General features: G+C 64.6%; 23 protein-coding genes and 3 tRNA genes. 19 read left to right on the forward strand and 7 right to left on the reverse strand.

Going from position 1 to position 24493, the window contains the following annotated elements; translation table 11 throughout:
- Positions 1-82 precede the first annotated feature (82 nt).
- The 7 genes from AOG28_RS13770 (at position 83) to nadA (ending at position 5321) form a co-directional block, all read left to right on the forward strand.
- Positions 83-1120: a segregation and condensation protein A gene (locus tag AOG28_RS13770; protein WP_082388808.1), complete on the forward strand. Its 1038-nt coding sequence runs from the start codon at positions 83-85 to the stop codon at positions 1118-1120.
- Complete coding sequence (gene scpB, locus AOG28_RS18935; protein ID WP_054556837.1) at positions 1117-2208, forward strand: SMC-Scp complex subunit ScpB; 1092 nt, start codon at positions 1117-1119, stop codon at positions 2206-2208. Before AOG28_RS13770 ends, scpB begins: the two co-directional genes overlap by 4 nt.
- A 332-nt stretch (positions 2209-2540) precedes the next feature.
- Positions 2541-3401, forward strand: a complete 861-nt coding sequence (rluB, locus tag AOG28_RS13780; RefSeq protein ID WP_043336411.1) for a 23S rRNA pseudouridine(2605) synthase RluB — start codon at positions 2541-2543, stop codon at positions 3399-3401.
- Between the two features lie 267 nt (positions 3402-3668).
- Positions 3669-3743 (forward strand) — tRNA-Lys (locus AOG28_RS13785).
- A 36-nt stretch (positions 3744-3779) separates the two neighbouring features.
- Positions 3780-3854: transfer RNA gene (locus AOG28_RS13790), tRNA-Lys, on the forward strand.
- Positions 3855-3870: 16 nt separating this feature from the next.
- Positions 3871-3945, forward strand: a tRNA-Lys gene (locus AOG28_RS13795).
- 317 nt (positions 3946-4262) lie between these two features.
- Positions 4263-5321, forward strand: a complete 1059-nt coding sequence (gene nadA, locus AOG28_RS13800) for a quinolinate synthase NadA (protein WP_054556882.1) — start codon at positions 4263-4265, stop codon at positions 5319-5321.
- Between the two features lie 110 nt (positions 5322-5431).
- On the opposite strand, the gene AOG28_RS13805 is transcribed toward nadA, so the two are convergent.
- On the reverse strand, positions 5432-6934 hold the full coding sequence (locus AOG28_RS13805; RefSeq protein WP_082388809.1) for a M48 family metalloprotease: 1503 nt from the start codon (positions 6932-6934) through the stop codon (positions 5432-5434).
- Positions 6935-7189: 255 nt separating this feature from the next.
- Here AOG28_RS13805 and AOG28_RS13810 point away from each other — a divergent pair, with 255 nt between their 5' ends.
- Positions 7190-7456: a sulfurtransferase TusA family protein gene (locus tag AOG28_RS13810; RefSeq protein ID WP_043336423.1), complete on the forward strand. Its 267-nt coding sequence runs from the start codon at positions 7190-7192 to the stop codon at positions 7454-7456.
- Positions 7453-8544: an AI-2E family transporter gene (locus tag AOG28_RS13815; protein ID WP_043336373.1), complete on the forward strand. Its 1092-nt coding sequence runs from the start codon at positions 7453-7455 to the stop codon at positions 8542-8544. Before AOG28_RS13810 ends, AOG28_RS13815 begins: the two co-directional genes overlap by 4 nt.
- A 105-nt stretch (positions 8545-8649) precedes the next feature.
- Here AOG28_RS13815 and AOG28_RS13820 read toward each other — a convergent pair whose 3' ends face one another.
- Positions 8650-9126 (reverse strand): peroxiredoxin, encoded by a 477-nt coding sequence (locus AOG28_RS13820; RefSeq protein WP_054556838.1) that lies wholly within the window; start codon positions 9124-9126, stop codon positions 8650-8652.
- A 447-nt stretch (positions 9127-9573) separates the two neighbouring features.
- On the opposite strand from AOG28_RS13820, the gene dapA reads away from it, so the two are divergent.
- The 4 genes from dapA (at position 9574) to purC (ending at position 13245) form a co-directional block, all read left to right on the forward strand.
- Positions 9574-10458 (forward strand): 4-hydroxy-tetrahydrodipicolinate synthase, encoded by an 885-nt coding sequence (dapA, locus tag AOG28_RS13825; protein ID WP_043336386.1) that lies wholly within the window; start codon positions 9574-9576, stop codon positions 10456-10458.
- On the forward strand, positions 10458-11396 hold the full coding sequence (locus tag AOG28_RS13830) for a hypothetical protein (RefSeq protein ID WP_054556839.1): 939 nt from the start codon (positions 10458-10460) through the stop codon (positions 11394-11396). Before dapA ends, AOG28_RS13830 begins: the two co-directional genes overlap by 1 nt.
- A 155-nt stretch (positions 11397-11551) precedes the next feature.
- Positions 11552-12334: an MBL fold metallo-hydrolase gene (locus AOG28_RS13835; protein WP_043333823.1), complete on the forward strand. Its 783-nt coding sequence runs from the start codon at positions 11552-11554 to the stop codon at positions 12332-12334.
- 194 nt (positions 12335-12528) lie between these two features.
- Entirely contained in the window at positions 12529-13245 is a 717-nt protein-coding gene (gene purC, locus AOG28_RS13840; RefSeq protein WP_043333774.1) for a phosphoribosylaminoimidazolesuccinocarboxamide synthase, read from the forward strand.
- Positions 13246-13406: 161 nt separating this feature from the next.
- On the opposite strand, the gene AOG28_RS13845 is transcribed toward purC, so the two are convergent.
- Together AOG28_RS13845 and tsaA are read right to left on the reverse strand one after the other, a co-directional pair.
- Positions 13407-13985: an NADPH-dependent FMN reductase gene (locus AOG28_RS13845; RefSeq protein ID WP_043333775.1), complete on the reverse strand. Its 579-nt coding sequence runs from the start codon at positions 13983-13985 to the stop codon at positions 13407-13409.
- A gap of 187 nt (positions 13986-14172) precedes the next feature.
- Positions 14173-14934, reverse strand: a complete 762-nt coding sequence (gene tsaA, locus AOG28_RS13850; RefSeq protein ID WP_054556884.1) for a tRNA (N6-threonylcarbamoyladenosine(37)-N6)-methyltransferase TrmO — start codon at positions 14932-14934, stop codon at positions 14173-14175.
- Between the two features lie 338 nt (positions 14935-15272).
- Between tsaA and AOG28_RS13855 the strand changes: the two genes are divergently transcribed.
- The 4 genes from AOG28_RS13855 to AOG28_RS13870 all read left to right on the forward strand — a co-directional run bounded on the left by AOG28_RS13855 (position 15273) and on the right by AOG28_RS13870 (position 17823).
- Positions 15273-15938 (forward strand): methylthioribulose 1-phosphate dehydratase, encoded by a 666-nt coding sequence (locus tag AOG28_RS13855; RefSeq protein ID WP_082388826.1) that lies wholly within the window; start codon positions 15273-15275, stop codon positions 15936-15938.
- Entirely contained in the window at positions 15935-16531 is a 597-nt protein-coding gene (locus AOG28_RS13860; protein WP_054556841.1) for a 1,2-dihydroxy-3-keto-5-methylthiopentene dioxygenase, read from the forward strand. Before AOG28_RS13855 ends, AOG28_RS13860 begins: the two co-directional genes overlap by 4 nt.
- Positions 16528-17208 (forward strand): acireductone synthase, encoded by a 681-nt coding sequence (gene mtnC, locus AOG28_RS13865; protein WP_054556842.1) that lies wholly within the window; start codon positions 16528-16530, stop codon positions 17206-17208. The genes AOG28_RS13860 and mtnC overlap by 4 nt, the downstream gene beginning before the upstream one ends.
- Positions 17209-17301: 93 nt before the next feature.
- Positions 17302-17823, forward strand: a complete 522-nt coding sequence (locus AOG28_RS13870) for a GNAT family N-acetyltransferase (protein WP_235507040.1) — start codon at positions 17302-17304, stop codon at positions 17821-17823.
- Between the two features lie 199 nt (positions 17824-18022).
- Here AOG28_RS13870 and AOG28_RS13875 read toward each other — a convergent pair whose 3' ends face one another.
- From AOG28_RS13875 to nadC, 3 genes are all read right to left on the reverse strand, one after another.
- The gene (locus AOG28_RS13875; protein ID WP_054556843.1) at positions 18023-18817 is read right to left on the reverse strand and encodes an SDR family NAD(P)-dependent oxidoreductase; all 795 of its coding nucleotides are present in this window, start codon (positions 18815-18817) and stop codon (positions 18023-18025) included.
- A gap of 135 nt (positions 18818-18952) precedes the next feature.
- Positions 18953-19612, reverse strand: coding sequence for a class I SAM-dependent methyltransferase (locus tag AOG28_RS13880; protein WP_054556844.1), 660 nt, complete (start codon positions 19610-19612; stop codon positions 18953-18955).
- A 110-nt stretch (positions 19613-19722) separates the two neighbouring features.
- Positions 19723-20586: a carboxylating nicotinate-nucleotide diphosphorylase gene (gene nadC / locus AOG28_RS13885; RefSeq protein ID WP_054556845.1), complete on the reverse strand. Its 864-nt coding sequence runs from the start codon at positions 20584-20586 to the stop codon at positions 19723-19725.
- 171 nt (positions 20587-20757) lie between these two features.
- Here nadC and ampD point away from each other — a divergent pair, with 171 nt between their 5' ends.
- Both ampD and aceE read left to right on the forward strand, forming a co-directional pair.
- Positions 20758-21369: a 1,6-anhydro-N-acetylmuramyl-L-alanine amidase AmpD gene (ampD, locus tag AOG28_RS13890; RefSeq protein WP_052384569.1), complete on the forward strand. Its 612-nt coding sequence runs from the start codon at positions 20758-20760 to the stop codon at positions 21367-21369.
- Positions 21370-21817: 448 nt separating this feature from the next.
- Entirely contained in the window at positions 21818-24493 is a 2676-nt protein-coding gene (gene aceE / locus AOG28_RS13895) for a pyruvate dehydrogenase (acetyl-transferring), homodimeric type (protein ID WP_043333779.1), read from the forward strand.

Below are 24493 nucleotides of genomic sequence, written 5' to 3' on the forward strand. Positions count from 1 at the left end.
TAAAGACTTGGGGGATGGGGCGCGAGCCGCTAGAATGCCCGTCCCCCAGACCCACCTTCACCCGCCTCCTGCAGGAGATGTCATGAGCGACCTGCTCGATGGCGCCAGTTTTGCCCTCACCGACGGGCATCAGCCCGCACCTCTCGTCACGCCCCCGACGGCGGCGTCGACGGTGCTGGCGCGCGTCAACGACACCGCGCTCACCGAGATGCCGCAGGACCTGTACATCCCGCCGGAGGCGCTGCGTGTCTTTCTCGAGACCTTCGAGGGGCCGCTGGATCTGCTGCTCTACCTCATCCGTCGCCAGAATCTCGATATCCTCGCCATCAATGTCGCGGCCATCACCCATCAGTACATCGAGTATGTCGAGCTGATGCACGCCATGCAGATCGATCTGGCCGGTGAATACCTGCTGATGGCCGCGATGCTGGCGGAGATCAAGTCGCGCAGCCTGCTGCCGCGTCAGCCCAAGGCGAGTGATGACGACGAGGAAGAGGACCCGCGCGCCGAGCTGATTCGCCGCCTGCAGGAATACGAGCAGACCAAGCTGGCCGCCGAAGGGCTGGATGAGATGCCGCGTCAGGGCCGCGACTGGTTCGTGGCCACGGCAGACCTGCCCGAACTCGAGACGCGGGTGGTGCACCCTGATGTCGACCTGTCGGAATTGCTCGGCGCGTTGTCCGGTCTCCTGCGTCAGGCGGACCTCGTCCAGGCGCACACCATCTCGCGTGAGGTGATGTCGACTCGCGAGCGCATGCTGGCGATCATGAATCTGTTGACCCATGAGCACTTCACGCCCTTCGAGAAGCTGTTCACGCTCGAGGAAGGGCGTGCCGGGGTGGTGGTCAGCTTCATGGCGATTCTGGAGCTGGCCAAGGAGTCGATGATCGAGATCGTCCAGAACGCGCCGCTGTCACCGATTCACGTGCGCGCCCGCACGCCGGAACCGGACCCCGAGGATGACGAGGACTGGCTGGCGCTGGAATTCGCCGACGAAGACGAGGTGGCGGCCGATCAGGGGGCGTTCGATGACGCAGCGTACGATGACGCAGCGTCCGATGATGCGCAGACGTCACCTTCCTTTCCCCCATCCGACGAGCAGGAGAACGCGGCGTCATGAGTTTGCGCGATGTCCCGCTGGACCAGATCATCGAAGCGGCCCTGCTGGCCGTCGGCGAGCCGCTGACGCTTGAGCGCCTGGCCGGTCTGTTCGATGAGTATTCAAGCCCGACCAGGCCTGCGCTGCGCGAGGCGTTGGGCAAGCTGGAAGCGCGTCACCCGGCCGACAAGAGCGCGCTGGAGCTGATCGAGACCGCCAGTGGCTGGCGGCTGCGCGTGCGCCAGCAGTATTCCCCCTGGGTATCGCGGCTGTGGGAAGAGCGCCCGCAACGTTATTCACGCGCCTTGCTGGAGACCCTGGCGCTGGTGGCCTATCGTCAACCGGTGACCCGCGGCGATATCGAGCAGGTGCGTGGCGTGACGGTCAGCTCCTCGATCATGCGTACCCTGGTCGAGCGCGGCTGGGTGAGAGTGGTCGGCCACCGTGATGTGCCGGGGCGTCCGGCGGTATTCGCCACCACGCGTCAGTTCCTCGATGACTTCGGGCTCAAGACGCTGGAAGAGCTGCCGCCGGTGCATGAACTGAAAGGCTTCGAAGGACTCGAACAGCTCGAGGCAGACCTGTATGATGTGCCGCCCTCTCAGACCTTGCCATTGCCGGATGACCCGGACGGCGAGGCGGAGGAGGCACCGGCAGACGGCGCTGATGCGGGGGCTGATCCAGAGCGTGAGACAGCGCTTGAGTCAGCACCTGACGCAGAGACTGGGGAAAAGACTGGGGGAAAGACTGAGTCAGGCGCTGAGACAGGTCTTGAGTCAGGTATTGAGACCGACACTGGCACCCCGGTGCCCGATGACTGGCAACCGCCGGACGTCACCGCCGAGCAGCTGGAAGAGGCGCTGAAGATGCGCGCACTCGATACCTCCGGCGCCTCGGCTGACACACCGAACACAGCAGCACCCTCCGCCTCACAGGCGGAAAATGATCACGCCGGGATGGCGTCCACCGGCTCGGGGTTCGACTTCGCCACACTCGAAGCGCGCCTCAGCCAACGTTTGCGCGGTGCAGACGAGGATGACGACGCTGCCGATGCGCAGCCGCACGACTCCTCCGCTGCCGGGACCGTCGATGATGACGACCCTGCGTAGGCGAAACTCCTATAGATGAAATGGTTCATGTCATGAGCAAGACAGACTCTGATAAGCGCAAGACCTCTCGCCCCGGCAGCAGCCAGGCAGGCAACAAGCAGGCTGGCGGCAAACACGCCGGTGGCAAGGCCGTGACCGGCAAGGCCTTCGCGGACAAGAACGTCGCGGACAAAAGCGCGGCGGATGCTGCCGACAAGCGTGGCGAGCAGGCTCGCCCGACCCGTGATACCGGCAAGTCCACGCGTGGCAGCAAGGCCAATGTCGGCAAGAAGCCGGCCGCCGCCGACGCGCCGGAACTGCGTCCGCTGCCGCCGCAGGCCAAGGGCGACAAGCTGGTTGAAGACGAGAAACTGCAGAAGGTGCTGGCGCGCTCCGGTCTCGGCTCCCGCCGTGAGATGGAAGTCGCCATCAGCGCCGGTCGCGTCAAGGTCAACGGCAAGGTCGCCCAGCTGGGCGATCGCGTCGGCCCGCGTGACCAGGTCAGCCTCGATGATCGTCCGCAGAGCCTGAAGGGCGCCGAAGAGACGGCGCGTCGCGTCATCATGTACAACAAGCCGGAAGGTGAGCTGTGCACGCGCAAGGACCCGGAAGGCCGCCGCACCGTCTTCGAGCGTCTGCCGCGTCTGAAGGGCGAGCGCTGGATCGCGATCGGTCGTCTCGACATCAACACCAGCGGTCTGTTGCTGTTCACCACCGATGGTGAGCTGGCCAACCGTCTGATGCACCCGTCGACCCAGATCGAGCGTGAGTACGCCGTGCGTGTCATGGGTGAGGTCAAGCGTGAGCACGTCGTCAACATGGTCAATGGCGTGATGCTCGAAGATGGCCCGGCACGCTTCACCGATGTGCAGGAATTCGGTGGTGAAGGCATCAACAGCTGGTTCCACGTCGTGATCATGGAAGGCCGCAACCGTGAGGTTCGCCGTCTGTGGGACTCCCAGGGGCTGACCGTCAGCCGCCTGAAGCGCGTGCGCTACGGCAACATCTTCCTCGACAAGCGCGCTCGCGCCGGTGAGTGGGTGGAGATGGAGCAGAGCGAGATCGATGAACTGTCCACGCTGGCAGGTCTCGAGCATCGCAAGGCGCCGGCCCTGACGCCGGACGAGCAGAATCGCTGGAGCCGCGACAAGCAGAAGCGTCGTCCGGTGCGCGCCATGAAGAAGCCGCCGCAGCGTACGCGCAAGCCGCGCTGATGGCGCAGTCGGTGAGGGCGGCAACATGCCGTCATTCACTGATATGGCATAAGCTCGTGGACATGCCACAAGCTCGTGCGACCTAAGTGGTAACCCGCAAGCCCGCGCCCATCGCGGGCTTGCGGGTCTTTGTCACAGGGGCTGGCCGCGCGCTGGCGCGGGCGTTTCGCGAGGTGCCAGCGGACAAGCTGGTCATTTGCTTGAAGTTTTTTTGCAAAAGGCTTGCGTCGAAACGGGATCGGCGGTATCTTACGTCCCGCTTCGCAAGGGTCGTTAGCTCAGTGGTAGAGCAGTTGGCTTTTAACCAATTGGTCGAAGGTTCGAATCCCTCACGACCCACCATTCTCTGGAATGGTCTCTTGCAAAGCACCCGGCGGCGGGTCGTTAGCTCAGTGGTAGAGCAGTTGGCTTTTAACCAATTGGTCGAAGGTTCGAATCCCTCACGACCCACCATCCGCCACCCAGTTTTGGGTCGTTAGCTCAGTGGTAGAGCAGTTGGCTTTTAACCAATTGGTCGAAGGTTCGAATCCCTCACGACCCACCAGATCTTGCCCCGTGCCTTCATTGGCGCGGGGCAATTTTTGTTACGCGAAAGGAAAGAGTCCGTTGCCCCCAAGTCGACTGGAGCCGCGATCGCGCCAGGCGTATCCTTGTGGGCGAGCCAAGGCTCATGTCCGCCCAGTGCGGACGACGCTGCGGGCGATAGACGCCCAAGGCACACGCCGCAGTCTGGGGAGCCCAGCTGCAGCGCTGGCAGGGCCGCCACGGGCCGTTCGTGCCCGGGCCGAGTCCTGACCCACTCAGCACAGGGGGAGCCCCTGTGGGCTAGGTGAGAGACACATGAACAGCCTGACTAATGCCATGCCGGGTCGTGAGGCCCACAATGCCGTCCGTGAGCAGGTGCGCGAGCATCTGGCCCGCGCTTACTGCCCGACACGCCCCGCCGCCGAAGATGCCGCGCTGATCGACGAGATCAAGCAGCTGCTCATCGAGCGTGATGCCGCACTGGTCGCGCATTACTATTGTGACGACGCCATCCAGCAGCTGGCCGAGGAAACCGGCGGCTGCGTGGCCGACTCGCTCGAGATGGCACGCTTCGGCGCTCGCCATGACGCCTCGACACTGATCGTCGCCGGGGTGCGCTTCATGGGCGAGACCTCCAAGATCCTGTCGCCGGAGAAGCGCGTGCTGATGCCGACGCTGGAGGCGACCTGCTCGCTGGACCTCGGCTGCCCGGAAGACGAGTTCGCGGCCTTCTGTGATGCCCATCCCGACCGCACCGTGGTGGTGTACGCCAATACCTCGGCGGCCGTGAAGGCGCGCGCCGACTGGGTGGTGACCTCCTCGATCGCCGTCGATGTCATCGAGCACCTGCACGCCCGGGGCGAGAAGCTGATCTGGGCGCCGGACAAGCATCTGGGCGCTTACGTGCAGAAGCAGACTGGGGCCGACATGCTGCTGTGGGACGGTGCCTGTATCGTCCACGACGAGTTCCGCGCCCAGGGCATCAGTGACCTGCTCAAGGTCTACCCGGACGCCGCGGTGCTGGTGCACCCGGAATCACCGCAGTCGGTGGTCGAGCTGGCCGATGTGGTCGGTTCCACCTCGCAGCTGATCAAGGCCGCCGTCGAGCTCGAGAATCAGCAGCTGATCGTCGCGACCGATCGTGGCATCTTCTTCAAGATGCAGCAGGCCGCGCCGCACAAGCAGCTGTACGAGGCGCCGACCGCCGGCAATGGCGCGACCTGCAAGAGCTGTGCGCACTGCCCGTGGATGGCGATGAACGGCCTGGAGAATCTGGCCGCCGTGCTGCGTCGCGATCCGGCGCAAGCCAATGCCGAGGAAGTCTTCGTCGATGATGACCTGCGTGAGCGCGCCCTGAAGCCGTTGACGCGGATGCTGGAATTCAATCGCGGCTGAGCGCTGACGCTGATCGCCACCGATTGCTGCCTGCATGAACCAGAACCGCCGCTCCCGATTCCCCGGGGCGGCGGTTTTTGTTTGCCTGGTGCTGCGAGAGGGAGCGTGCCTCAGAACTCCTCGATGGCGTTGCGATAGCGCTTGAAGTCTTCCCGGCGTGAACTGATACGGTTGGCCATGCTGAAGTCGCCGTTCTTGCGCGCGGCCTCGTCGGCCAGCTTGAGCTGAGCGAAGGCCTTGTCCATGCGGCCCTCCAGCTGGTCGAATTCGGCGCGATACAGGAAGGCCTCGGCGGTGTGGCCGCTGCGCCCACTGGCTTCGGAGGCCAGGCTCCAGACCTTGGGGTCATCGGGATGATCGCGGCGCATGTCTTCCAGCTGCTGGCGCGCGGCGGCGGGGTCCTGTTGCAGCGCGACTTCCGCCATGGCCAGCCGGGTCGGCAGGTAGTCGGGTTGCAGGCGCAGCAGGCGTCTGGCGCGGCGGGTCGCCTCCTCATAACGCCGGGCATCCCGCGCGACCTCGACCGCGCTGGCGCTGATCAGGGTCAGGTCAGGATGCTTGTCATGCAGGCGATCCAGCGCGGCCAGCGCCTTGTCGACCTGGTTGTGCTCCGCCGCGGCCAGCGCCTGATAGTAGGCAATCGCGTCGGGGTCGGGGTTGTCTTCACGCAGTGTCGTCAGTCCCTGCTCGGGCTGGCGCAGATTGAACGCCAGCAAGGCGCGGGCACGGATCATCGCGTAGGCGAGCTGCGCGAGCGGGTCGGGTGTCACCTTCTGCATGGCGTCGGCACGGGCCTGGGTGTCGCCGATGCGCGCCTCGGTCACCGGGTGCGTGAGCAGAAATTCCGGTGCATTGCCGCCCTGCAGGCTGGCCATGCGTTGCATGGCGCGGAACATGCGCGGCATGGCTTCGGGGTCGAAGCCGGCGCGTGACAGCGCATCGATGCCGACGCGGTCGGCCTCCTGCTCGAAGCGGCGCGAATAGGCCAGCTGATCGGAAATGGCAGCGGCCTGGGTGCCGGCCATGGTCGCGATGCCCGCTGAACCGCCTCCGCCCGCCGCGATGACCATGCCGGCGAGGAAGCCGGCCAGTGTCGGCAGGCGGGTCTCGGCCTGGCGCTCCATGTTGCGCGCGAAGTGATGCTGGGAGAGGTGGCCCAGTTCGTGGGCGAGTACCGAGGCGAAGGCGTCGCGGTCCGGCGCGAAGGCGAACAGGCCCGTATTGACGCCGACCACGCCGCCGGGCACCGCGAAGGCGTTCAGCTGGCTGCTGGCGACCAGCGTGATGATGAAATTGCGGTCATCCAGCTCGCTCCACGGCGCCAGTTGACGCACGATGCTACCGATCCAGTCCAGAGTGATGGGATCATCCCATTCACGCACATGGGTGCGGAACTGACGCAGCCAGGCGCGACCGATACGATATTCATCGTTGCTGGAGATGCCGCCACTCGCACTCCCCAGGTCAGGCAGTCCATAGTCGTTGTGGGATGCGGCCGGCGCACTGGCGACCGGCGCGCCCATCAGCAACAGGCCGAGCAGGGCGCTCGACAGGGTGGCAAGCCCGCGGCGTCCGATGCGGACGCGTCCGCTCAAGGGGGGCAGCAACGACATGCAGGCAATCCTCTTCGATATGGCGCAAGGTGCGGTCGGCTCGCAGGATTGCCGGGCGCCGCACTGGCGTTGACGGCCCTGCGCGAGTCCGGGCAAGACGCAGCCGCGCAGGGCGGAAAGTTGCTTTGTCAGGCAAGGTGCCCTTAAATCGGGGCGTTTTCAAGCTGCACCCTCCATGGCGTGCGGCAGAACATCATAACGAGAACGGAAGGGCAGATGGCATTCGAACGACCTGGCGCTGAGACTGCGAATCCGATGGCTGACTCCACGGCCGATACCCACCTGCAGACGCTGGATGCGCGCGGCCTGCACTGTCCGTTGCCGCTGCTGCGCACCAAGCTCAAACTGGCTGGCATGAGTGCCGGCGAGCAACTCGAGGTCCTCGCCAGCGACGCCGGCGCCTGGGGCGACATCCCTGCCTATCTGGCGCTGAGCGATCACGCGCTGGTCTCGCGTGAAGAGACGCCAGAGGGCGATTATCGCTTCGTGATCAAGGCGCTGTGCGAGGAAGATCCGTCATGACCATGAAGACGTTGTTGCGTGGCTGGATCGAGCGCTATTTCTCCGATGAAGAAGCGGTGGTGCTGTTTCTGGTGCTGGTGCTGGTGTTCGCCGCCGTCATTCTGCTCGGCAGCATGCTGGCGCCATTCTTCACCGCCCTGATCGTCGCCTTCCTGCTGCAGAGCGGCGTGAGCTGGATGGAGCGCCGTGGCCTGCCGCGCCTGGCGGCGGTCAGCCTGATGACGCTGGTGTTCATGGGCATCATGCTGGCCAGTGCGCTGATTCTGCTGCCGCTGGTCTGGCATCAGCTGGCCAACCTGATCCAGGAGATTCCCGGCATGTTCGCCTCCGGGCAGCGCTGGCTGGGCGAGTTGCAGGAGCGCTTCCCCGGCCTGATCACGCCGGAGCAGGTCCAGCAGTGGGTCGGCGCCGCCGGACGAGAGCTGACCCAGTTCGGGCAGCGCGCGGTATCGCTGTCGCTGGCGTCGCTGGGCAACCTGATGGGCGTGGTGATCTACCTGGTGCTGGTGCCGATCCTGGTGTTCTTCATGCTCAAGGACCGCGAGCGGCTGGTGGACTTCACGCTGGCGCTGCTGCCACGCAAGCGCCTGCTGATGAGCCGGGTCTGGAACGAGATGGATGACCAGATCGCCAACTTCGTGCGCGGCAAGGTGATCGAGATCGTCATCGTCGGCGGCGTCAGCTATGTCACCTTCGTCGCCTTCGGGCTGCCGTATTCGGCGCTGCTGGCGATCGTGGTCGGCTTCTCGGTGCTGATTCCCTACATCGGCGCGGCAGGGGCGACCTTGCCGGTCGCCGCCGTCGCCGGGTTCCATTACGGACTGGGCGATACCTTCATGTACGTGATGATCGCCTACGGCATCATCCAGGCGCTGGATGGCAACGTGCTGGTGCCGCTGCTGTTCTCGGAGGCGGTCAATCTGCATCCGGTGGCGATCATCCTCGCGGTGCTGTTCTTCGGCGGCATCTGGGGCTTCTGGGGGGTGTTCTTCGCCATCCCGCTGGCGACCCTGATGAAGTCGCTGCTCTATGCCTGGCCGCGCCGGGCGCGCGCCGAGGAGAATCGGGTCGCGGACAAGAGCGCCTGATCGAAAAAGCCCCGCCAATCGGCGGGGCTTTTTTCATTGTTGAGGCGGCTGGCGCACAGGCGCTCTCTGCTCAGCTGTTTCTCCACGAGCTGCTGCCATTCGAGACTAGCGGTCAGCGTTGAGCTCGCGGGCGGCTTCCAGCACTTCCTCGACATGGCCCTTGACCTTCACGCCACGCCATTCGCGGGCCAGATTGCCGTCGGCGTCGATCAGGAAGGTGGAGCGCACCACGCCGAGACTTTCCTTGCCCATGAATTTCTTCATGTGAATGACGTCAAAGATCTTGCACAGGGTCTCGTCCGGATCGCTGATCAGCTCGAACGGGTAGCCCTGTTTCGCGCGGAAGTTCTCGTGGGTGCGCAGGCTGTCGCGGGAGACGCCGAGAATCACGGTGTTGGCCGCTTCGAATTCCTCGAGGTTGTCGCGGAAGTCACCGCCTTCGGTGGTACAGCCCGGCGTGTGGTCCTTCGGGTAGAAATAGATGACGGCTTGCTTGCCCTTGAGGCTCGCCGGGGTGACTTCGGTGTCACTGGTGGCTTGTGCGGTAAAATCGGGAATTGGCTGACCGAGGCTGACGCTCATCGTGCTCTCCTGGCGATGACTGACGGCCATGTGGCGGCTGACAGTGTGGAATGAGGAAAAAAACCGGCAGTCATGGGCATCGCGCTTGCCCGGTTCTGCGGTATGTCCTGCATTACACGCAGGGTGCCCGAACTTGTCAAAGACGGGGCAGAACTCTTGTGTTTCACCGCCTTGGCGACCGGCGTCATCGGGCCCGTCCGGCGTGCATCTGTCCCGTGGACAGGCGAGGGAATCCATCGCTTTGCACAACCGGTGCAGATGGCGTCTGTACAGGCTTCGATGGTCTTTGTAACATCATCACCCTTGGCGCGACTCGCGTGTCGGCGTGCCCACGCAATCAGAGTCCTGCGTCAACCAATCTATGTCAGATGTCTGTCCCCGGGATCTGCTGTTTCAACAGCACAGGGACACGCCTGGCGCATCAGGCACCAGAGGAGAATTCGAGGGATGATCACAGGTAGCATTGTCGCACTGGCGACCCCGATGAAGGCCACCGGCGAGATCGACTGGGACGCCCTGCGCCAGCTGGTCGCCTTCCACCTCGAAAATGGCACCGATGCCATCGTCGCCGCCGGCACTACCGGCGAGCCGACCACCATGTCCTTCGCGGAGCACTTCGATGTCATCCGCTGTGTGGTCGAGACGGTCGCCGGCAAGATTCCGGTCATCGCCGGCACGGGCGCCAACGCCACCTCCGAAGCGGTCGAGCTGGCTCGCTACGCCAAGGAAGTCGGTGCGGATTACTGCCTCTCCGTGGCGCCGTACTACAACAAGCCGACCCAGGAAGGGCTCTACCAGCACTTCAAGGCCGTCGCCGAGCAGGCCGGTATCCCGGTCATTCTCTACAACGTGCCGGGTCGTACCTGCTCCGATATCTACAACGAGACGGTCTTCCGCCTCGCCGAGCTCGACAACATCGTCGGCCTCAAGGATGCCACCGGCAACCTGGAGCGCGGTCAGGAACTGATCGACCGCCTCAAGGGCACTGACTTCGCGCTCTACTCCGGCGATGACCCCACGGCCTGTGACTTCATCCTGATGGGCGGCCACGGCGATATCTCCGTGACGGCCAACGTCGCGCCGCGCCTGATGCACGAGATGTGTGAAGCCGCCGTGGCCGGCGATGCCGAGCGCGCTCACCAGATCAACACGCGCCTGATGCCGCTGCACTCCGCGATGGGCGTCGAGTCCAACCCGATCCCGGTCAAGTTCGCCATGCACCGCATGGGCCTGTCGCCGGAATCCGGCGTGCGTCTGCCGCTGACCTGGCTGTCCGAGCAGTATCACTCCACGGTTGAGGAAGCACTGCAACTGGCCGAGGTGCTCAACTGATGAGTCAGCGTTTCGTGCCACTGGCCCTGCTGACGGCGCTCGCGGTCGCAGGCTGTTCCAGTGATGGCTACTACTACGATCGCAACAGCGAGTATGCCGATGCCAGCATCGCGCCGCCGCTGGAGCTGCCGGACACGATCAATCGTGGTGATTACCAGGATTCCATGCCGGTGCCGCAGGCCAGCAGTGACTTCCTGGCCAGCGACGACTTCGAGGCACCGCGTCCCCAGCCGCTGGCGACCAGCGAGCAGGGCGGGCGTGAGTTCGTCGCCATGCGTCAGAGTGGCGATGCCCGCTGGCTGGCCGTGAACGCCGCGCCGGCAGCGGTGTGGACACGTCTGCAGTCCTTCGTGCGCGACCAGGGCCTGGATGTGCAGAGCATCGATGCCGGCAAGGGCGAGATCACCACGGCCCAGGGCATCATCAGCGTCAGCCAGGGGCTGCGTGCCGATGCCTCCGAAGTGCGTTGTCAGCAGGGCGGCGATGTCGCCGGCAGCTGCCTGAACGCGCTGAGCGGCTATCTGGCCGCGTCTTCCGCCGATAGCGGCGTCTCGCTGGCGGCCCAGTCGCTCAGTCGTGATGACCGCGTGCGCCTGGAAGGCCGCGATGGCACCTGGCAGGTCGACCTGGCGCTGGATACCGAGCGCAGCTGGGCCGAGCTGCTCTATCAGCTGCAGAAGAACTTCAACACCGACTACCAGACGCTGACCGATCAGGACCGCTCGCGTGGCGAGTTCATGGTCGATTACATCCCGCGTGAAGAGCGTGATGGCGGCTGGTTGGGTATCGGCGGCGATGGTGACCCGGTGCCGATGGTACTCAAGCTGCGCGCCGAGAATGACCACACTCTGGTCACGGCGACCCGTGCCGATGGTGAAGAGACCACGCCGGCACTGGCGCGTGAGCTGCTCGACGCCGTGGCGTCGACACTGCGCTGAGCATGTGGCTCGACACGCCTTGCGCCGCCTCATCTGACGACTCGTCGGGTGAGGCGGCTGCGTCGTTTCAGATCCCCCTCCCGGTGGCAGGCAGTGGGGCGCTGGCGGCTGGCCTGACGGCCGCCCGTGGGCCGAGTGACGACGCCCAGGGCGTGATGGCGATGGCTTCGCTGGGCAGCGGCAGCAAGGGCAACGGCACGCTGATCCGCACTCGCGAGGCACTGGTGCTGGTCGATTGCGGCTTCACCCTCAAGGAGACCGAGGCCCGCCTGGCGCGCCTCGGGGTGCATCCCTCGCAGCTGGACGCCGTGCTGGTCACGCATGAACATGGTGATCACCTGAGCGGCGTGGGGCCGCTGGCGCGTCGCCATGGTGTGCCGGTGCATCTGACCACCGGCACCTGGCTTGCCGGGCGTGCCAAGAAGCTCGGCGCGCTGCCGAGTCGGCATCTGATCACGCCGCAGCAGGAGTTCGCGATCAAGGATCTCGAGATTCTGCCGGTCACGGTGCCCCACGATGCGCGCGAGCCGGTGCAGTTCGTCTTCAACCGGCGCGGTGAGACGGCCACGCGTCGCCTCGGCGTGCTGACCGATCTCGGCCACGTCAGTGAGCATGTGCTGCAGTGCTTTGCCGATTGCGACGCACTGGTGATGGAGTTCAACCACGATCCGCAGATGCTGGCCAGCGGGCCGTATCCGCCCAGCCTCAAGCGGCGGGTCGGGGGGCGGCTCGGTCACCTGGCCAATGCCCAGGCGTGTGCCGCCTTGCCCTATCTGGGGCTGGCGCGCCTGCAGCGGCTGGTGGCCTCGCACCTGTCGGAGAGCAACAACCATCCGTCATTGGCCCGGGAGGCACTGGCCCCCTGGCTTGCGGATGACGATAGTCGCCTGATCATCGCCGCGCAGGACAGCGGCTTTGGCTGGCAGGCCATCGCCTGATATTCATGACGCCCGGTCGCTTCGCGATCGGGCGTTTGTGATTCTGGATGAGCTGACCAGATGGACAGCTCTCGAATCACGCCATACACCAACGCCACGGTCCTTCTCGACTGGGCGTGACAGACTCAAGCGTGATCGATTCATCGTCGACCGCCTCAACACTCGACGCGTCTAGCGTCATCAGGGGGAATCTCATGGAAAAGCGTGAAGAGCTCTACGCTGGCAAGGCCAAATCCGTCTTCGTCACTGACGACCCGGATCTTCTGCTGCTGGAATTCCGCGACGACACCAGCGCCTTCGACGGCAAGCGTATCGAGCAGCTGGATCGCAAGGGCATGGTCAACAACAAGTTCAATGCCTTCATCATGGAGAAACTCAAGGCGGCCGGTATCCCGACCCACTTCGAGCGTCTGGTCAGCGACAACGAATGTCTGGTCAAGCGTCTCGACATGATGGCGGTGGAGTGCGTGGTGCGTAACATCTCCGCCGGCTCACTGGTGCGTCGTCTGGGTGTCGAGGAAGGCATCGAGCTCAATCCGCCGACCTTCGAGCTGTTCCTCAAGAACGACGAGAAGGGCGACCCGATGATCAACGAGTCGCTGGTCGAGACCTTCGGTTGGGCAGAGCCCAAGCACCTGGCGCGCGCCAAGGAACTGACCTTCCAGGTCAACGACATCCTCAAGCAGCTGTTCCTCGACGGCGGCATCCTGCTGGTCGACTACAAGCTCGAGTTCGGCGTCTTCAAGGGTGAAGTCGTGCTGGGTGACGAATTCTCGCCGGACGGCTGCCGTCTGTGGGATGCCGAGACGCGCGAGAAGCTAGACAAGGACCGCTTCCGTCAGGGCCTGGGCGGCGTGATTGAAGCCTACGAGGAAGTCGGTCGCCGTATCGGTATCGATTTCTCGGCCTGAGCCTGAATCTGGGTCTAAGCCTGAGGTGATGCACTGACGCTCTGACGTCACAGACAGCGCATCAAGGAACGGCCCCCTGCCAATGGCAGGGGGCCGTTCTTGTTTGGCAGGCGCCAAGTGTCTGGCCGGGAACGTGGCTGTGAGGAAAGAGGCGTGGCGCTTCAGGAGGCGCGCAAGCTGGCCAGGTCGATCACCTGGCGGGCGACAGCCGCGAGAGCGTGGTCCTGGCCTTCGTCATCCAGGCTGCCATCCTCGTGGAAGGCGCTGGCGGCACGCGAGACCGCGATCTGCTGGGGCGCGACCAGCATGCCGAGGTTGTTCAGGTACAGGCGCACGAAGGGCAACGCCCGCATGCCGCCCATGGCACCGGGTGAGGCCGAGACGATGCCGACCGGCATGCCGCGCAGGGCGTCCATGCCGCTCTGGCCATCCGCCGCCGGGCGTGACAGCCAGTCGAAGGTGTTCTTGAGCAGCGGGCTGAAGAAGCCGTTGTATTCCGGCGTCGCCAGCAACAGCCCCTGATGGCTGGCCAGCATCTCCTGCAGGCGGTCGGCGCTGGCGGGACGGCCATTGGCCTCTTCGCTGTCGCCATCGTAGAGCGGCATCGGGAAGTCGTTGAGATCGAGCAGACTGACCTCGGCACCTTCCTGCCGGGCGTGGTGCGCCAGGCGCTCGATCAGGCGTCGATTGACGGAGGCCTTGCGGGTACTGGCGGCAAAGGCAAGCAGACGGATACTCATGCGGCGGACTCCCGGTGAAACGAGTGGAGATGAAGGAACGCACGCCCAGTATGGTCGGGTCTCGTGACGGTTTGCCAATCCAATCTGGCATTGTCTTGATCTGGCGCGCTCAATCCTTCGATCCGCTTCATGCAAGGCGTTGACCCCCACTGGGCAAGGTGCTGCCCTGGCTCGCGCAAGGGCTTGATCAGACGGTCACGATGGCCGCGACCTCCATCGTCAAGGAGCCATCGGGTTGCGTGCGGGCCGTGAAGCGCACATCCACGTCCACCAGCCGCACGCCATACTGGCGCTTGCCATCGGCGGGCCTGGCGGCGTGATAGGCGGGGCGCGGGTCCTGGGCGAGCACTTCCTCGATCAGGGCGCGCAGCGTGGCACTGTCGGAGCGCTGTTCAAGCTGCTGCTCGGCCTCGTCACTGAACATGACGGCATGGCGTGGCGGCGGGGCAGGCGCGTAACCGGCACGTGCCTGGGGCACGGCATCGACCCACGGCAGATAGGGCTTGATGTCCATCACCGGCGTGCCATCCAGCAGGTCATGGCCGCGCAGCAGCAGGCGCACGCCGCTGTGCCTGCCCGTCTGTCTGCCCCCCGGCCTGTCGCTGGCGCCTGTCTCGACGCCTGCAAGCTCGACCACCGACTGGCCCAGTCGGTTGGGACGATGGGTACTGCGCGAGGCGAACACGCCGGTGCGTGCATTGCCACCCAGGCGTGGCGGGCGGATCAGCGGCGTCCAGCGTGTGGGGCTGGCGTGGAACAGGAAGTGGATCCACAGGTGGCTGAAGCCGTCGATGTCGCGCACGCAGTCCGGGTCATCGAAGGGCGGCAGCAGGTGCAGGATGGCGGTGGCATGGCGTGCCAGACCCGGCTGGCGGGGAATGCCGAACTTGTCCGGGTAGCAGCTCTCGATGATGCCCACCGGCTGCATGGTCTGTTGCCCCAGTGTCATGGCCTGCTCACGCAGATGAGGGGGCAGCAGCGGCATGCGTCTGGCCAGTGCGGCATCGCTCATCGGGCGCTCGGTCGTGTCGGCGGTCGGATGGGGGCTGGCGGGCTGATCGGAAGAGGACATGGCAAGACCGTGGCAGAGGCTGAAGTGATGATGGCGCAGAATGTCGCGTGACATTCCAGGTCGCCATGATGCCATGCCCGTCGTCGCACGGCATGACTGGTCTCACTGGGTCGGCTTGTGTAGTCTGCCGCGAGAGCAGCGCCACGTGGCGCTGAATCGTGATGCTGGCGACGGGGCGTGAAAGCCCCGCGCGACTCTTGAGGGCAACTTTGATCATGTCAGACCCTATCGCCATTGCCGCTGCCGACGGCCTGCCGTCGACACTGGACCTCGACCGCCTTGCACTGGCGAGCCAACAGTTGATCGAGGCCGGTCAGGCGCTGGACGCTGCCGGGCAGGTACCGGCCACCGGTGGCAACTTCTCCTGTCGTCTCAGTGATCGCCTGATGGCGGTCACCGCCTCGGGCTGCCACAAGGGCCGCCTGACCAGTGGCGATATTCTGGTCAGCGATTTTGCCGTCAGGCTGCAGGGCACTTCCCGCAAGGCCTCTGACGAGGCGCGCCTGCATGGCCAGCTCTACGAAGACCTGCCCCACGCGCAGGCGATTCTGCATACTCACTCCTGGGCCGCCACCGTGCTGTCGCTGTGCCATGAGGGCGACACCCTGAGCCTGGAGAGTTTCGAGCTCAACAAGGCGCTGGAAGGCGTCAAGAGTCATGAGACGGCGGTACGTCTGGCCGTCTTCGACAATACTCAGGATATCGATGCGCTGGCGTTGGACGTACGCGCCCGCCTGGCCGCCGATGCCGGTCTGCACGGCTACCTGATTCGCGGCCATGGCCTCTACACCTGGGCCAGCAGCATGACGGCCTGCCGCCGCCATGTCGAAGCGCTCGATTTCCTGATGGGTTGTGAACTGGAACTGAGGAGACAGCGATGAGCTTTCTGGCCATCTACGCCGAGCAGGACGCCTCGCGTCCGCAGTTGATCACCAATGATGGCGCGCAGATCGCCAGCGAACTCGAGGCTGAAGGCATTCGCTTCGAGCGCTGGACGGCGGGCTGCGAGATGAGTGACCCCACCGACCAGACCCAGGTGCTGGCGGCCTACGCCGACGATGTCGCGCGTCTCAAGTCCGAGAACGGCTTCGTCACCGCCGACGTGATCGGCCTGACGCCGGATCACCCTGACCGCGACGCCCTGCGCGGCAAGTTCCTCGATGAGCACCGCCACGCGGAGCACGAGGTGCGCTTCTTCGTGCGCGGCAGCGGCATCTTTTACCTGCATCTGGGCGAGCGCGTGCTGGCGGTCGGTTGCGAGAAGGATGACCTGATCGCCGTACCGGCCGGCACGCCGCACTGGTTCGACATGGGGCCGACGCCGGACTTCACCGCCATCCGCCTGTTCACCAATCCGGAAGGCTGGATCGCCAAATTCACCGACAACGACATCGCCGCCCGCTTCCCGCGTCATGAAGCGTTGGCCGAGCACTTTACCCAGACCGCAGCCCCGCATTCCCAGGAGTCCGCATGATTCGCGCCATCGTCACCGACATCGAGGGCACGACCGGCTCGATTCGCTTCGTGCATCAGGTGCTGTTCCCCTATGCGCGCGCCAATCTGGGCGATTTCGTGCGTGCCAACGCCGAGCGTGAGGACGTCGCCGAGCAGCTGACCGCTACCCGCGAGCTGGCCGAGGCGCCCGCGGCCGATCTCGAGGCCGTGATCGCCATTCTGGAAGGCTGGATCGACGCCGACCGCAAGGCCACGCCGCTCAAGGCACTGCAGGGCATGGTCTGGGCACAGGGCTACGCGGACGGCGACTTCACCGGCCATGTCTATCCCGATGCCGTGAAGGGATTGCGTGACTGGAAGGAACGCGGACTGTCCTTGTATGTCTACTCTTCAGGCTCCATCCAGGCCCAGAAGCTGTTGTTCGGGCATTCCGATGTCGGCGATCTGACTCCGCTGTTTGCCGGCTACTTCGACACCACCACGGGCCCCAAGCAGGAAGCCGAGAGCTATCGCCGCATCGCCGGTCAGCTGGGCATTCCGGGCGCGGAGATCCTGTTCCTGTCGGATGTCGTCGCCGAGCTGGACGCCGCCGCTGCCGCCGGCTTCCATACCTGGCAGCTGGTGCGGGAGCCGGACATGGTCACGGGAGATCACCCCCGGGCCAGCCGCTTCGATGAGATTTCCTTCAGCGGCTGAGCAGGGAGCTTCAGTGACAGGTGTCAGCCGTGAGCCTGTCAGGTTTTCCATGTATACATCGTCCTCGTTCGAGGACACAAGGAGGACGAACGATTGCACAGCCAGACCGATAGCCGTGAAGTGGCCAGGGAGCGTGTTCATATCGTGCCGGCGCAGCCGCAGCATGCCGCGGACCAGGCCGAGGTGTTCTACCAGGCCGTCATGCAGGGCGCTGCCGGTCACTATGATCTGGCGCAGCGCCAGCAGTGGGCCGCGCGTGTCCCGCGCGACGCCGAGCGCTGGGCCGCGCGTCAGCATCGCTTCGAGGTGCTGGTAGCGGAGCGTGATGGCCGCTGTATCGGCTTCTGCGAGTACGCCCCCGAATGGCCGCTGGCACGCATCGAGATGCTTTACGTCTATCCGAGTCTGATGGGGCAGGGCATCGGCAGCCAGTTGCTGGCGGCGGCCGAGCGCGACCTGCGCGAGCGCAAGGTGCGCGTGATGAGTCTGGAGGCCAGTCTGACGCTGTCGCCGGGCCTGGCCCGCCGTGGCTGGCACAGCCTGGGGCTTGAGCATGTCAAGCGCGATGGCATCTGTCTCAAGCGCGAGCGCTTCGAGAAACGCCTCGACGAGTGAAGCGCCTAGACGAGTGAAGCGCACAGCACTGTGATGCTGAACATGAAGAAGCCCCCACCGGTCGCCCGGTGGGGGCTTCTTGCATCTGGGACGATGTCCATTGCGTTCTGTTCTGTTCTCAAGCCCGGACTTAAAGTCCTGATCGCAGGCCAGACAGAACAGGCCGGCAGACGGATCAGGCCGGCAGACAGGTCAGCGATCACGCCATGGTATCGACGATGCCGCCTTCCACACGCAATGCGGCGCCGGTGGTGGCGCTGGCCTGTTCGGAGGCGGCGTAGACGCTCATGTTGGCGACTTCCTCGGGGCTTGCCAGGCGCTGCAGGATGGAGGTCGGGCGGGCCTGCTTGACGAAGTCGGCCTCAACCTCTTCAAGTGACCTGCCTTGCTCCTCGGCGTTCTGCTTGAGTATCTCGAGTACGCCCTCGGAGCGGGTCGGCCCCGGCAGGATGGCGTTGACGGTCACGCGGGTGCCGGACAGCACCTTGGCGAGCCCGCGCGAGACGGACTGCACCGCAGACTTGGTCATGCCGTAGTGGACCATCTCGCTGGGGATGTTGAGCGCCGATTCGCTGGACAGGAACTGGATGCGGCCCCAGTCGCGCTCCTTCATGCCGCGCGCATAGTGGCGGGACAGGCGTACCGCCGACATCACGTTGACCTGGAAGAACTGCTCCCAGGTGTCGTCGTCGGTGTCGAAGAAATCCTGCGGGGCGAAGATGCCGACATTGTTGATCAGGATGTCGGTGTCCGGCACGGCGCGGATCAGCGTGTCGCAGCCTTCGCGTGTGCCCAGGTCCGCGGCCACGCCCTGTACCTCGCTGCCCGGGGCCTTGTCTCTGAGGCTGGTGACGGCCTCATCCACACGCGCCTGGGTGCGGCCGGTCAAGGTGACGCTGGCGCCTGCGCGGGCAAGCCCGGTGGCGATGGCGAAGCCGATACCGGCAGTGGAACCACTGATGATGGCGCTGCGGCCGCGTAGATCAATCTGCATGCAAACCTCCTTGCAGGGAGCGACGGCGACGAGAGCCCAGTCAGGTGCCTCGAGCCGTGTCGCTTTCGTCATCCGGGTGTCCTCATTGCGTGGCGATGCCGAACGCGCAATGCAAGGGGGGAGTGGCAGTGCAGATCAGATCTTGCGCAGATGCATGTGGCGCAACGCCCCGCCGGGGCCGAGGTCGCGGTCCTCGAGTCGCTGCACCGCATGGCCCTCCAGCAGGTTGTCCAGCGGCACATTGAGGTTGGTCGCCACCAGCCGGGCCAGAGGATTGAGCAGACGACGCAGTCGCCCGGCCGGGCGATTGCCGCGCAGGCCCTTGTCGAGCAGCGACAGCTCGCCATCGCTGGCCAGCACGCGCAGCGCTTCATCGAAGGCGCGCTGGGGCTGGGGCACCACGGCGATGATCAGGTGGGCGATGACGACATCGAAATAGCCATCGGGGAAGTCGAGCGCCATGGCGTCGCCCGGCTTGACGTTGGCATCGAAGCCCAGCGTCTCGGCGCGCTCGCGACAGCGGCGCAGCATGGCGGGGGAGGCGTCGATCACCTCGAGTTCGATGTCGCGGGGCAGGAAGGGCAGGTCGAGCCCGGTGCCACCGCCGAGCAGCAGCACGCGGGTGCCTGCCTGGATATCGAGAGTCGCGATGGCGTCGCGCCGCGCGGAGCGCAGGATGCGAGCGGCCACACGGTCATAGATCGGCGCGTAGAGACTCCAGCGGCGAGTCTGCCAGCCGCCGCCTGATGCCCTGGGGGCTTCAGGCGGATGCTGATGAGAAGATGGCGGGGACATGGGGCGCCTCCCTGGCGGCATGGCAATGTGTCGTGACAGATGGGCCGGCGTCAGCGGCGACCTCTGCAGGACAGGAGCTGGCCAGCAGGAAGGCATTCCCCTGTCGTTGGCTAGCGGGTCTCGACAGTGTAGATGCGCATCGACAGGTCGATGGAGGTCACGTCCTTGGTCAGCGCGCCGATCGAGATGCAATCCACGCCGGTGGCGGCGATACCCGGCAGGGTCGCCTCGCTGACGTTGCCGGAGGCTTCCAGCACGGCCGGCTTGGCATGCGCCTTGTTGCGCGCCACGGCCTCGATGAGCTGATCGTTGTCGAAGTTGTCGAGCATGATGACGTCGGCACCGGCATCCAGCGCCTGGGCCAGCTCCTCGAAATTCTCGACTTCCACTTCGCAGGTGACGTCGGAGGCGATGTCGCGCGCCTCACGCACCGCCGCCGCGATGCTGCCACAGGCGGCGATATGGTTTTCCTTGATCAGGAAGGCGTCATAGAGGCCGATGCGATGATTGTGGCCACCGCCGCAGCTGACGGCGTACTTCTGGGCGACACGCATGCCCGGCAGGGTCTTGCGGGTATCGAGCAGGCGCACGCCACTGCCCTCGACCAGCGAGGCATAGTGGCTGGCGCGGGTCGCGGTGCCGGAGAGCGTCTGCAGCAGGTTGAGCGCCGCGCGCTCGCCGGTCAGCAGCGAACGTGCCGGGCCTTCCAGCTCCAGGAAGGGCGCGTCGGCCTCGAGGCGATCACCGTCGCTGGCCAGCCACTTGAGGCTGACGCGCGGATCGAGGCGACGAAACAGCTCATCGACCCAGGGCACACCGCACAGGATGGCCGGTTCGCGACTGATCACGCGCGCCTTGGCCCACTGGCGCTCCGGAATCAATTCGGCGGTGATATCGCCACCGCCGACATCCTCGGCGAGCAGGCGGGCGGCGCTGGTACGGATATCCTCGGCGAGGGCGTCGTGGAAGTTCATGCGCGTCTGATCCTTGTACGAAGAGTGCTGCCGGAGCCGGGGTCTGTGCGTGTGCCAGGGCAGTGGCACAGACCCGTGGCTGCCGAGCATGCCATAATGTGCGCCATTATAGGAAAAGCCACGCGAGCGGTCAGTCCCCGCGTGCGACGACCTTCCCGTCTGGAGTCTTCGATGCCCCCCTTGTCCTCTTCCCCGCGGTCGGGCCACCTGACGCGTCTGGCGGTCACCCCCGAGCACTGGCTGGAGAGCGCCCGTCAGGTGCCGTCTCCCAATCACAATGCTCGTCCCGAGGGAGAAGTCTCGGCGCTGGTGCTGCATTCCATCAGCCTGCCGCCCGGACGCTTCGGTGGCCCGGCCATCGAGCAGCTGTTCACCAATCAGCTCGATCCCGGCGCCCACCCTTACTTTGCCGATATCCATCAGCTGCGCGTCTCGGCGCATGTGCTGATCCAGCGAGACGGTCGCCTGGTGCAGTTCGTGCCCTTCGATCGTCGTGCCTGGCACGCCGGTCGCTCGCGCTGGCATGACGGTCAGCGTGAACGTGTCGAGCTCAATGACTTCACCATCGGCATCGAGCTCGAGGGCGATGAGGTGCATCCCTATCGCGATGTCCAATATCGCACCCTGGCACGCACCGTGGCCGGCCTGATGGCGAGCTATCCCGCGCTGACGCGCGAGCGCATCACCTCGCATGCGCGGATTGCGCCGTTGCGCAAGACGGATCCTGGCCCGGCCTTCGATTGGGCTTACTTCGATCGCCTGCTGGACGACATTCAGGACTAAGGTCGCAGGTGCCTCGCGATGGTGCATTGCAGCATTGTGTGGCGTCTCCAGGCAGGAAACGCCCAGTGGCGGGGCGCGTTGGTAGTTTTACTACATCACGACTATCGAGGGCGGCTCAGTCTGGCGTATGAGTCCCGACCGCAAGGCGCATGAGGCCAGTGCTGCCGCGGGGCAGCCAAGCCTTGCACCTGCCCGGTGAGTCTTGCTGCCCTGAATTGGCACGCGGGGGTGTTTGCGGTATCTTTCACGCCAAATGACTGCATCTTGTGCCCTGCTTTGGCGCAGGATGCGCGTCGAGATTGACGGCCGGCAAGACCCGGTCACGACAGGTCTATCGGAGATGCGACCCACTCAGAAGGTCGTGCCCACACTGAAGAGCGCCACTGGTTTCGATATCGCTGTTCGTCGAAACGTTTGACAAAAAATTTCTTCACTCGGAGAGACGTCTATGAGTCTGGAGGCAAGAGAAGATCTCGATCCGATCGAAACCACGGAATGGTTGGACTCCCTGGAATCGGTTCTGGATCGTGAGGGTGAGGATCGTGCCCAGTACCTGATGTCACGCCTGGCTGACCGCCTGCGTCGTGATGGCCATCAGGTGCCCTTCTCGGTGACCACGCCCCATCGCAACAGTATCCCCGTGCACCGCGAAGCGCGCATGCCGGGCGACCTGTTCATGGAGCGTCGTATCCGTTCGCTTATCCGTTACAACGCCATCGCTCAGGTGATCCGCAACAACCGTGCCCACAAGGGCCTCGGCGGTCACATCTCGAGCTTCATGTCCAGTGCGACGCTTTACGACGTAGGCTTCAACCACTTCTTCCGTGCACCGGAAGGAGATTTCGAAGGCGATCTGCTTTACATCCAGGGTCACGTGGCGCCGGGCATCTACGCCCGCTCCTTCCTGGAAGGTCGTCTCAGCCAGGAGCAGATGGACAGCTTCCGTCAGGAAGTCGACGGCAACGGCCTGTCTTCCTATCCGCACCCGTGGCTGATGCCGGATTACTGGCAGTTCCCGACCGTCTCCATGGGTCTGGGCCCGATCCAGGCGATCTACCAGGCGCACGTCATGAAGTACCTCAACTCGCGTGAGTTGAAGTCCATGTACGACCGCAAGGTGTGGTGCTTCATGGGTGACGGCGAGTGTGACGAGCCGGAATCCCTGGGTGCCATCTCGCTGGCTGGCCGCGAGAACCTCGACAACCTGATCTTCGTCATCAACTGCAACCTGCAGCGTCTTGACGGTCCGGTGCGCGGCAACGGCCGCATCATGGACGAGCTGGAAGGCGTCTTCCGTGGTGCCGACTGGAACGTGCTCAAGGTCACCTGGGGTCGCTTCTGGGATCCGCTCTTCGAACAGGACAAGAAAGGCATCCTGCAGAAGCGCATGGACGAAGCGGTCGACGGCGACTACCAGAACTACAAGGCCAATGGCGGCGCGTACACGCGCGAGCACTTCTTCGGCAAGTACCCGGAGACGGCCGATCTGGTCAAGGACATGTCAGACGACGATATCTGGCGTCTGAACCGTGGTGGCCACGACCCGTACAAGGTCTACGCGGCGTATCACGAGGCGGTCAACAACGCCAACGGTCGTCCGACCGTCATCCTGGCGCACACCGTCAAGGGTTACGGCATGGGCATGGGCGATGGCGAAGCGGCCAACGAAGCCCACCAGGTCAAGACCATGGAACACGAAGCGCTGAAGACATTCCGCGATCGCTTCGGTATCCCGCTGACCGACGAGCAGCTCGAGGAAGTGCCGTACTACAAGCCGGCGGACGACAGCCCGGAAATGAAGTACATGCACCTCATGCGCGAACGTCTGAACGGCTACCTGCCGCAGCGTCGCACCGAGTATGAAACGCTGGAAATCCCGCCGCTGGACGACAAGATCTTCGCGTCCCAGCTCAAGGGTTCCAACGGCCGCGAAGTGTCCACCACCATGGCCTTCGTGCGCGTGCTCAACGGTCTGGTCAAGCACAAGACCCTCGGCGAGCGTGTCGTGCCGATCATTCCTGACGAAGCGCGTACCTTCGGCATGGAAGGCATGTTCCGTCAGCTGGGTATCTACACCGCGGCAGGCCAGAAGTACGAGCCGGTCGACAAGGGTCAGATCATGTATTACCGCGAGGACCAGAAAGGTCAGGTCCTCGAGGAAGGTATCTCCGAAGCAGGCGCCATGTCTGCGTGGGTGGCGGCGGCAACGTCCTACGCCAACCACAACCTGCCGCTGATGCCGTTCTACGTCTACTACTCGATGTTCGGCTTCCAGCGCATCGGTGACCTGGCGTGGGCCGCAGGCGACCTGCAGGCACGTGGCTTCCTGGTCGGCGGCACTGCCGGTCGTACCACCCTGAACGGCGAAGGTCTGCAGCACCAGGATGGCCACAGCCATATCCTGGCCTCGACCATCCCGAACTGCCGCACCTACGACCCGACCTACGCTCACGAAGTGGCGGTCATCGTGCAGGACGGCATGAAGCGCATGTTCGAGCAGCACGAGCCGGTCTTCTACTACCTGGCGGTAATGAACGAGAACTACGAGCAGCCAGCACTCGAGACGGTGCCCGCAGAGGACATCATCAAGGGGATGTACCTGCTCAAGGAAGGCGGCAAGGACGGCAAGGCACGCGTTCAGCTGCTGGGTTCCGGCACCATCCTGCGTGAAGTCGAGGCAGCCGCCGAGATGCTCAAGCAGGACTACGGTGTCGACGCCGACATCTGGAGCGTCACCAGCTTCAACGAGCTGCGTCGCGAAGCGCTGGAACTGGATCGTCAGGCCTTCCTCAAGCCGGAAGAGACCCCGGCCAAGCCGCACATCACTCAGTGTCTGGAAGGACGTGACGGCCCGGTCGTGGCTGCCACTGACTACATGAAGCTGTTTGCTGACCAGGTTCGTGCCTGGGTGCCGGCTGACTATCACGTGCTCGGTACCGACGGTTTCGGTCGTTCCGATACCCGCGAGAAGCTGCGTCACTTCTTCGAAGTCGACCGCAACTTCGTCACCGTCCAGGCCCTGAAGGCGCTGGCGGATCGTGGTGAGATCGACCGCAAGGTGGTCGCGGAAGCGATCAAGACCTACGGCATCGACCCCAACAAGCCGAATCCGCTGAACGTCTGA

Origin of the sequence: Cobetia sp. UCD-24C (assembly GCF_001306765.1) — a bacterium.
In the GTDB taxonomy this organism is placed as follows: domain Bacteria; phylum Pseudomonadota; class Gammaproteobacteria; order Pseudomonadales; family Halomonadaceae; genus Cobetia; species Cobetia amphilecti.

What these genes read in the sequence shown, in the direction of transcription:
- dapA (WP_043336386.1), top strand. Translation starts at nt 9,574, where the DNA reads ATGATCACAGGTAGCATTGTCGCACTGGCGACCCCGATGAAGGCCACC.
- AOG28_RS13855 (WP_082388826.1), top strand. Translation starts at nt 15,273, where the DNA reads ATGTCAGACCCTATCGCCATTGCCGCTGCCGACGGCCTGCCGTCGACA.
- aceE (WP_043333779.1), top strand. Translation starts at nt 21,818, where the DNA reads ATGAGTCTGGAGGCAAGAGAAGATCTCGATCCGATCGAAACCACGGAA.
- AOG28_RS13860 (WP_054556841.1), top strand. Translation starts at nt 15,935, where the DNA reads ATGAGCTTTCTGGCCATCTACGCCGAGCAGGACGCCTCGCGTCCGCAG.
- AOG28_RS13845 (WP_043333775.1), bottom strand. Translation starts at nt 13,985, where the DNA reads ATGAGTATCCGTCTGCTTGCCTTTGCCGCCAGTACCCGCAAGGCCTCC.
- AOG28_RS13770 (WP_082388808.1), top strand. Translation starts at nt 83, where the DNA reads ATGAGCGACCTGCTCGATGGCGCCAGTTTTGCCCTCACCGACGGGCAT.
- ampD (WP_052384569.1), top strand. Translation starts at nt 20,758, where the DNA reads ATGCCCCCCTTGTCCTCTTCCCCGCGGTCGGGCCACCTGACGCGTCTG.
- mtnC (WP_054556842.1), top strand. Translation starts at nt 16,528, where the DNA reads ATGATTCGCGCCATCGTCACCGACATCGAGGGCACGACCGGCTCGATT.
- AOG28_RS13875 (WP_054556843.1), bottom strand. Translation starts at nt 18,817, where the DNA reads ATGCAGATTGATCTACGCGGCCGCAGCGCCATCATCAGTGGTTCCACT.
- tsaA (WP_054556884.1), bottom strand. Translation starts at nt 14,934, where the DNA reads ATGACACTGGGGCAACAGACCATGCAGCCGGTGGGCATCATCGAGAGC.
- nadA (WP_054556882.1), top strand. Translation starts at nt 4,263, where the DNA reads ATGCCGGGTCGTGAGGCCCACAATGCCGTCCGTGAGCAGGTGCGCGAG.
- AOG28_RS13815 (WP_043336373.1), top strand. Translation starts at nt 7,453, where the DNA reads ATGACCATGAAGACGTTGTTGCGTGGCTGGATCGAGCGCTATTTCTCC.
- AOG28_RS13880 (WP_054556844.1), bottom strand. Translation starts at nt 19,612, where the DNA reads ATGTCCCCGCCATCTTCTCATCAGCATCCGCCTGAAGCCCCCAGGGCA.
- nadC (WP_054556845.1), bottom strand. Translation starts at nt 20,586, where the DNA reads ATGAACTTCCACGACGCCCTCGCCGAGGATATCCGTACCAGCGCCGCC.
- scpB (WP_054556837.1), top strand. Translation starts at nt 1,117, where the DNA reads ATGAGTTTGCGCGATGTCCCGCTGGACCAGATCATCGAAGCGGCCCTG.
- AOG28_RS13820 (WP_054556838.1), bottom strand. Translation starts at nt 9,126, where the DNA reads ATGAGCGTCAGCCTCGGTCAGCCAATTCCCGATTTTACCGCACAAGCC.
- AOG28_RS13830 (WP_054556839.1), top strand. Translation starts at nt 10,458, where the DNA reads ATGAGTCAGCGTTTCGTGCCACTGGCCCTGCTGACGGCGCTCGCGGTC.
- purC (WP_043333774.1), top strand. Translation starts at nt 12,529, where the DNA reads ATGGAAAAGCGTGAAGAGCTCTACGCTGGCAAGGCCAAATCCGTCTTC.
- AOG28_RS13810 (WP_043336423.1), top strand. Translation starts at nt 7,190, where the DNA reads ATGGCTGACTCCACGGCCGATACCCACCTGCAGACGCTGGATGCGCGC.
- AOG28_RS13835 (WP_043333823.1), top strand. Translation starts at nt 11,552, where the DNA reads ATGGCGATGGCTTCGCTGGGCAGCGGCAGCAAGGGCAACGGCACGCTG.
- AOG28_RS13805 (WP_082388809.1), bottom strand. Translation starts at nt 6,934, where the DNA reads ATGTCGTTGCTGCCCCCCTTGAGCGGACGCGTCCGCATCGGACGCCGC.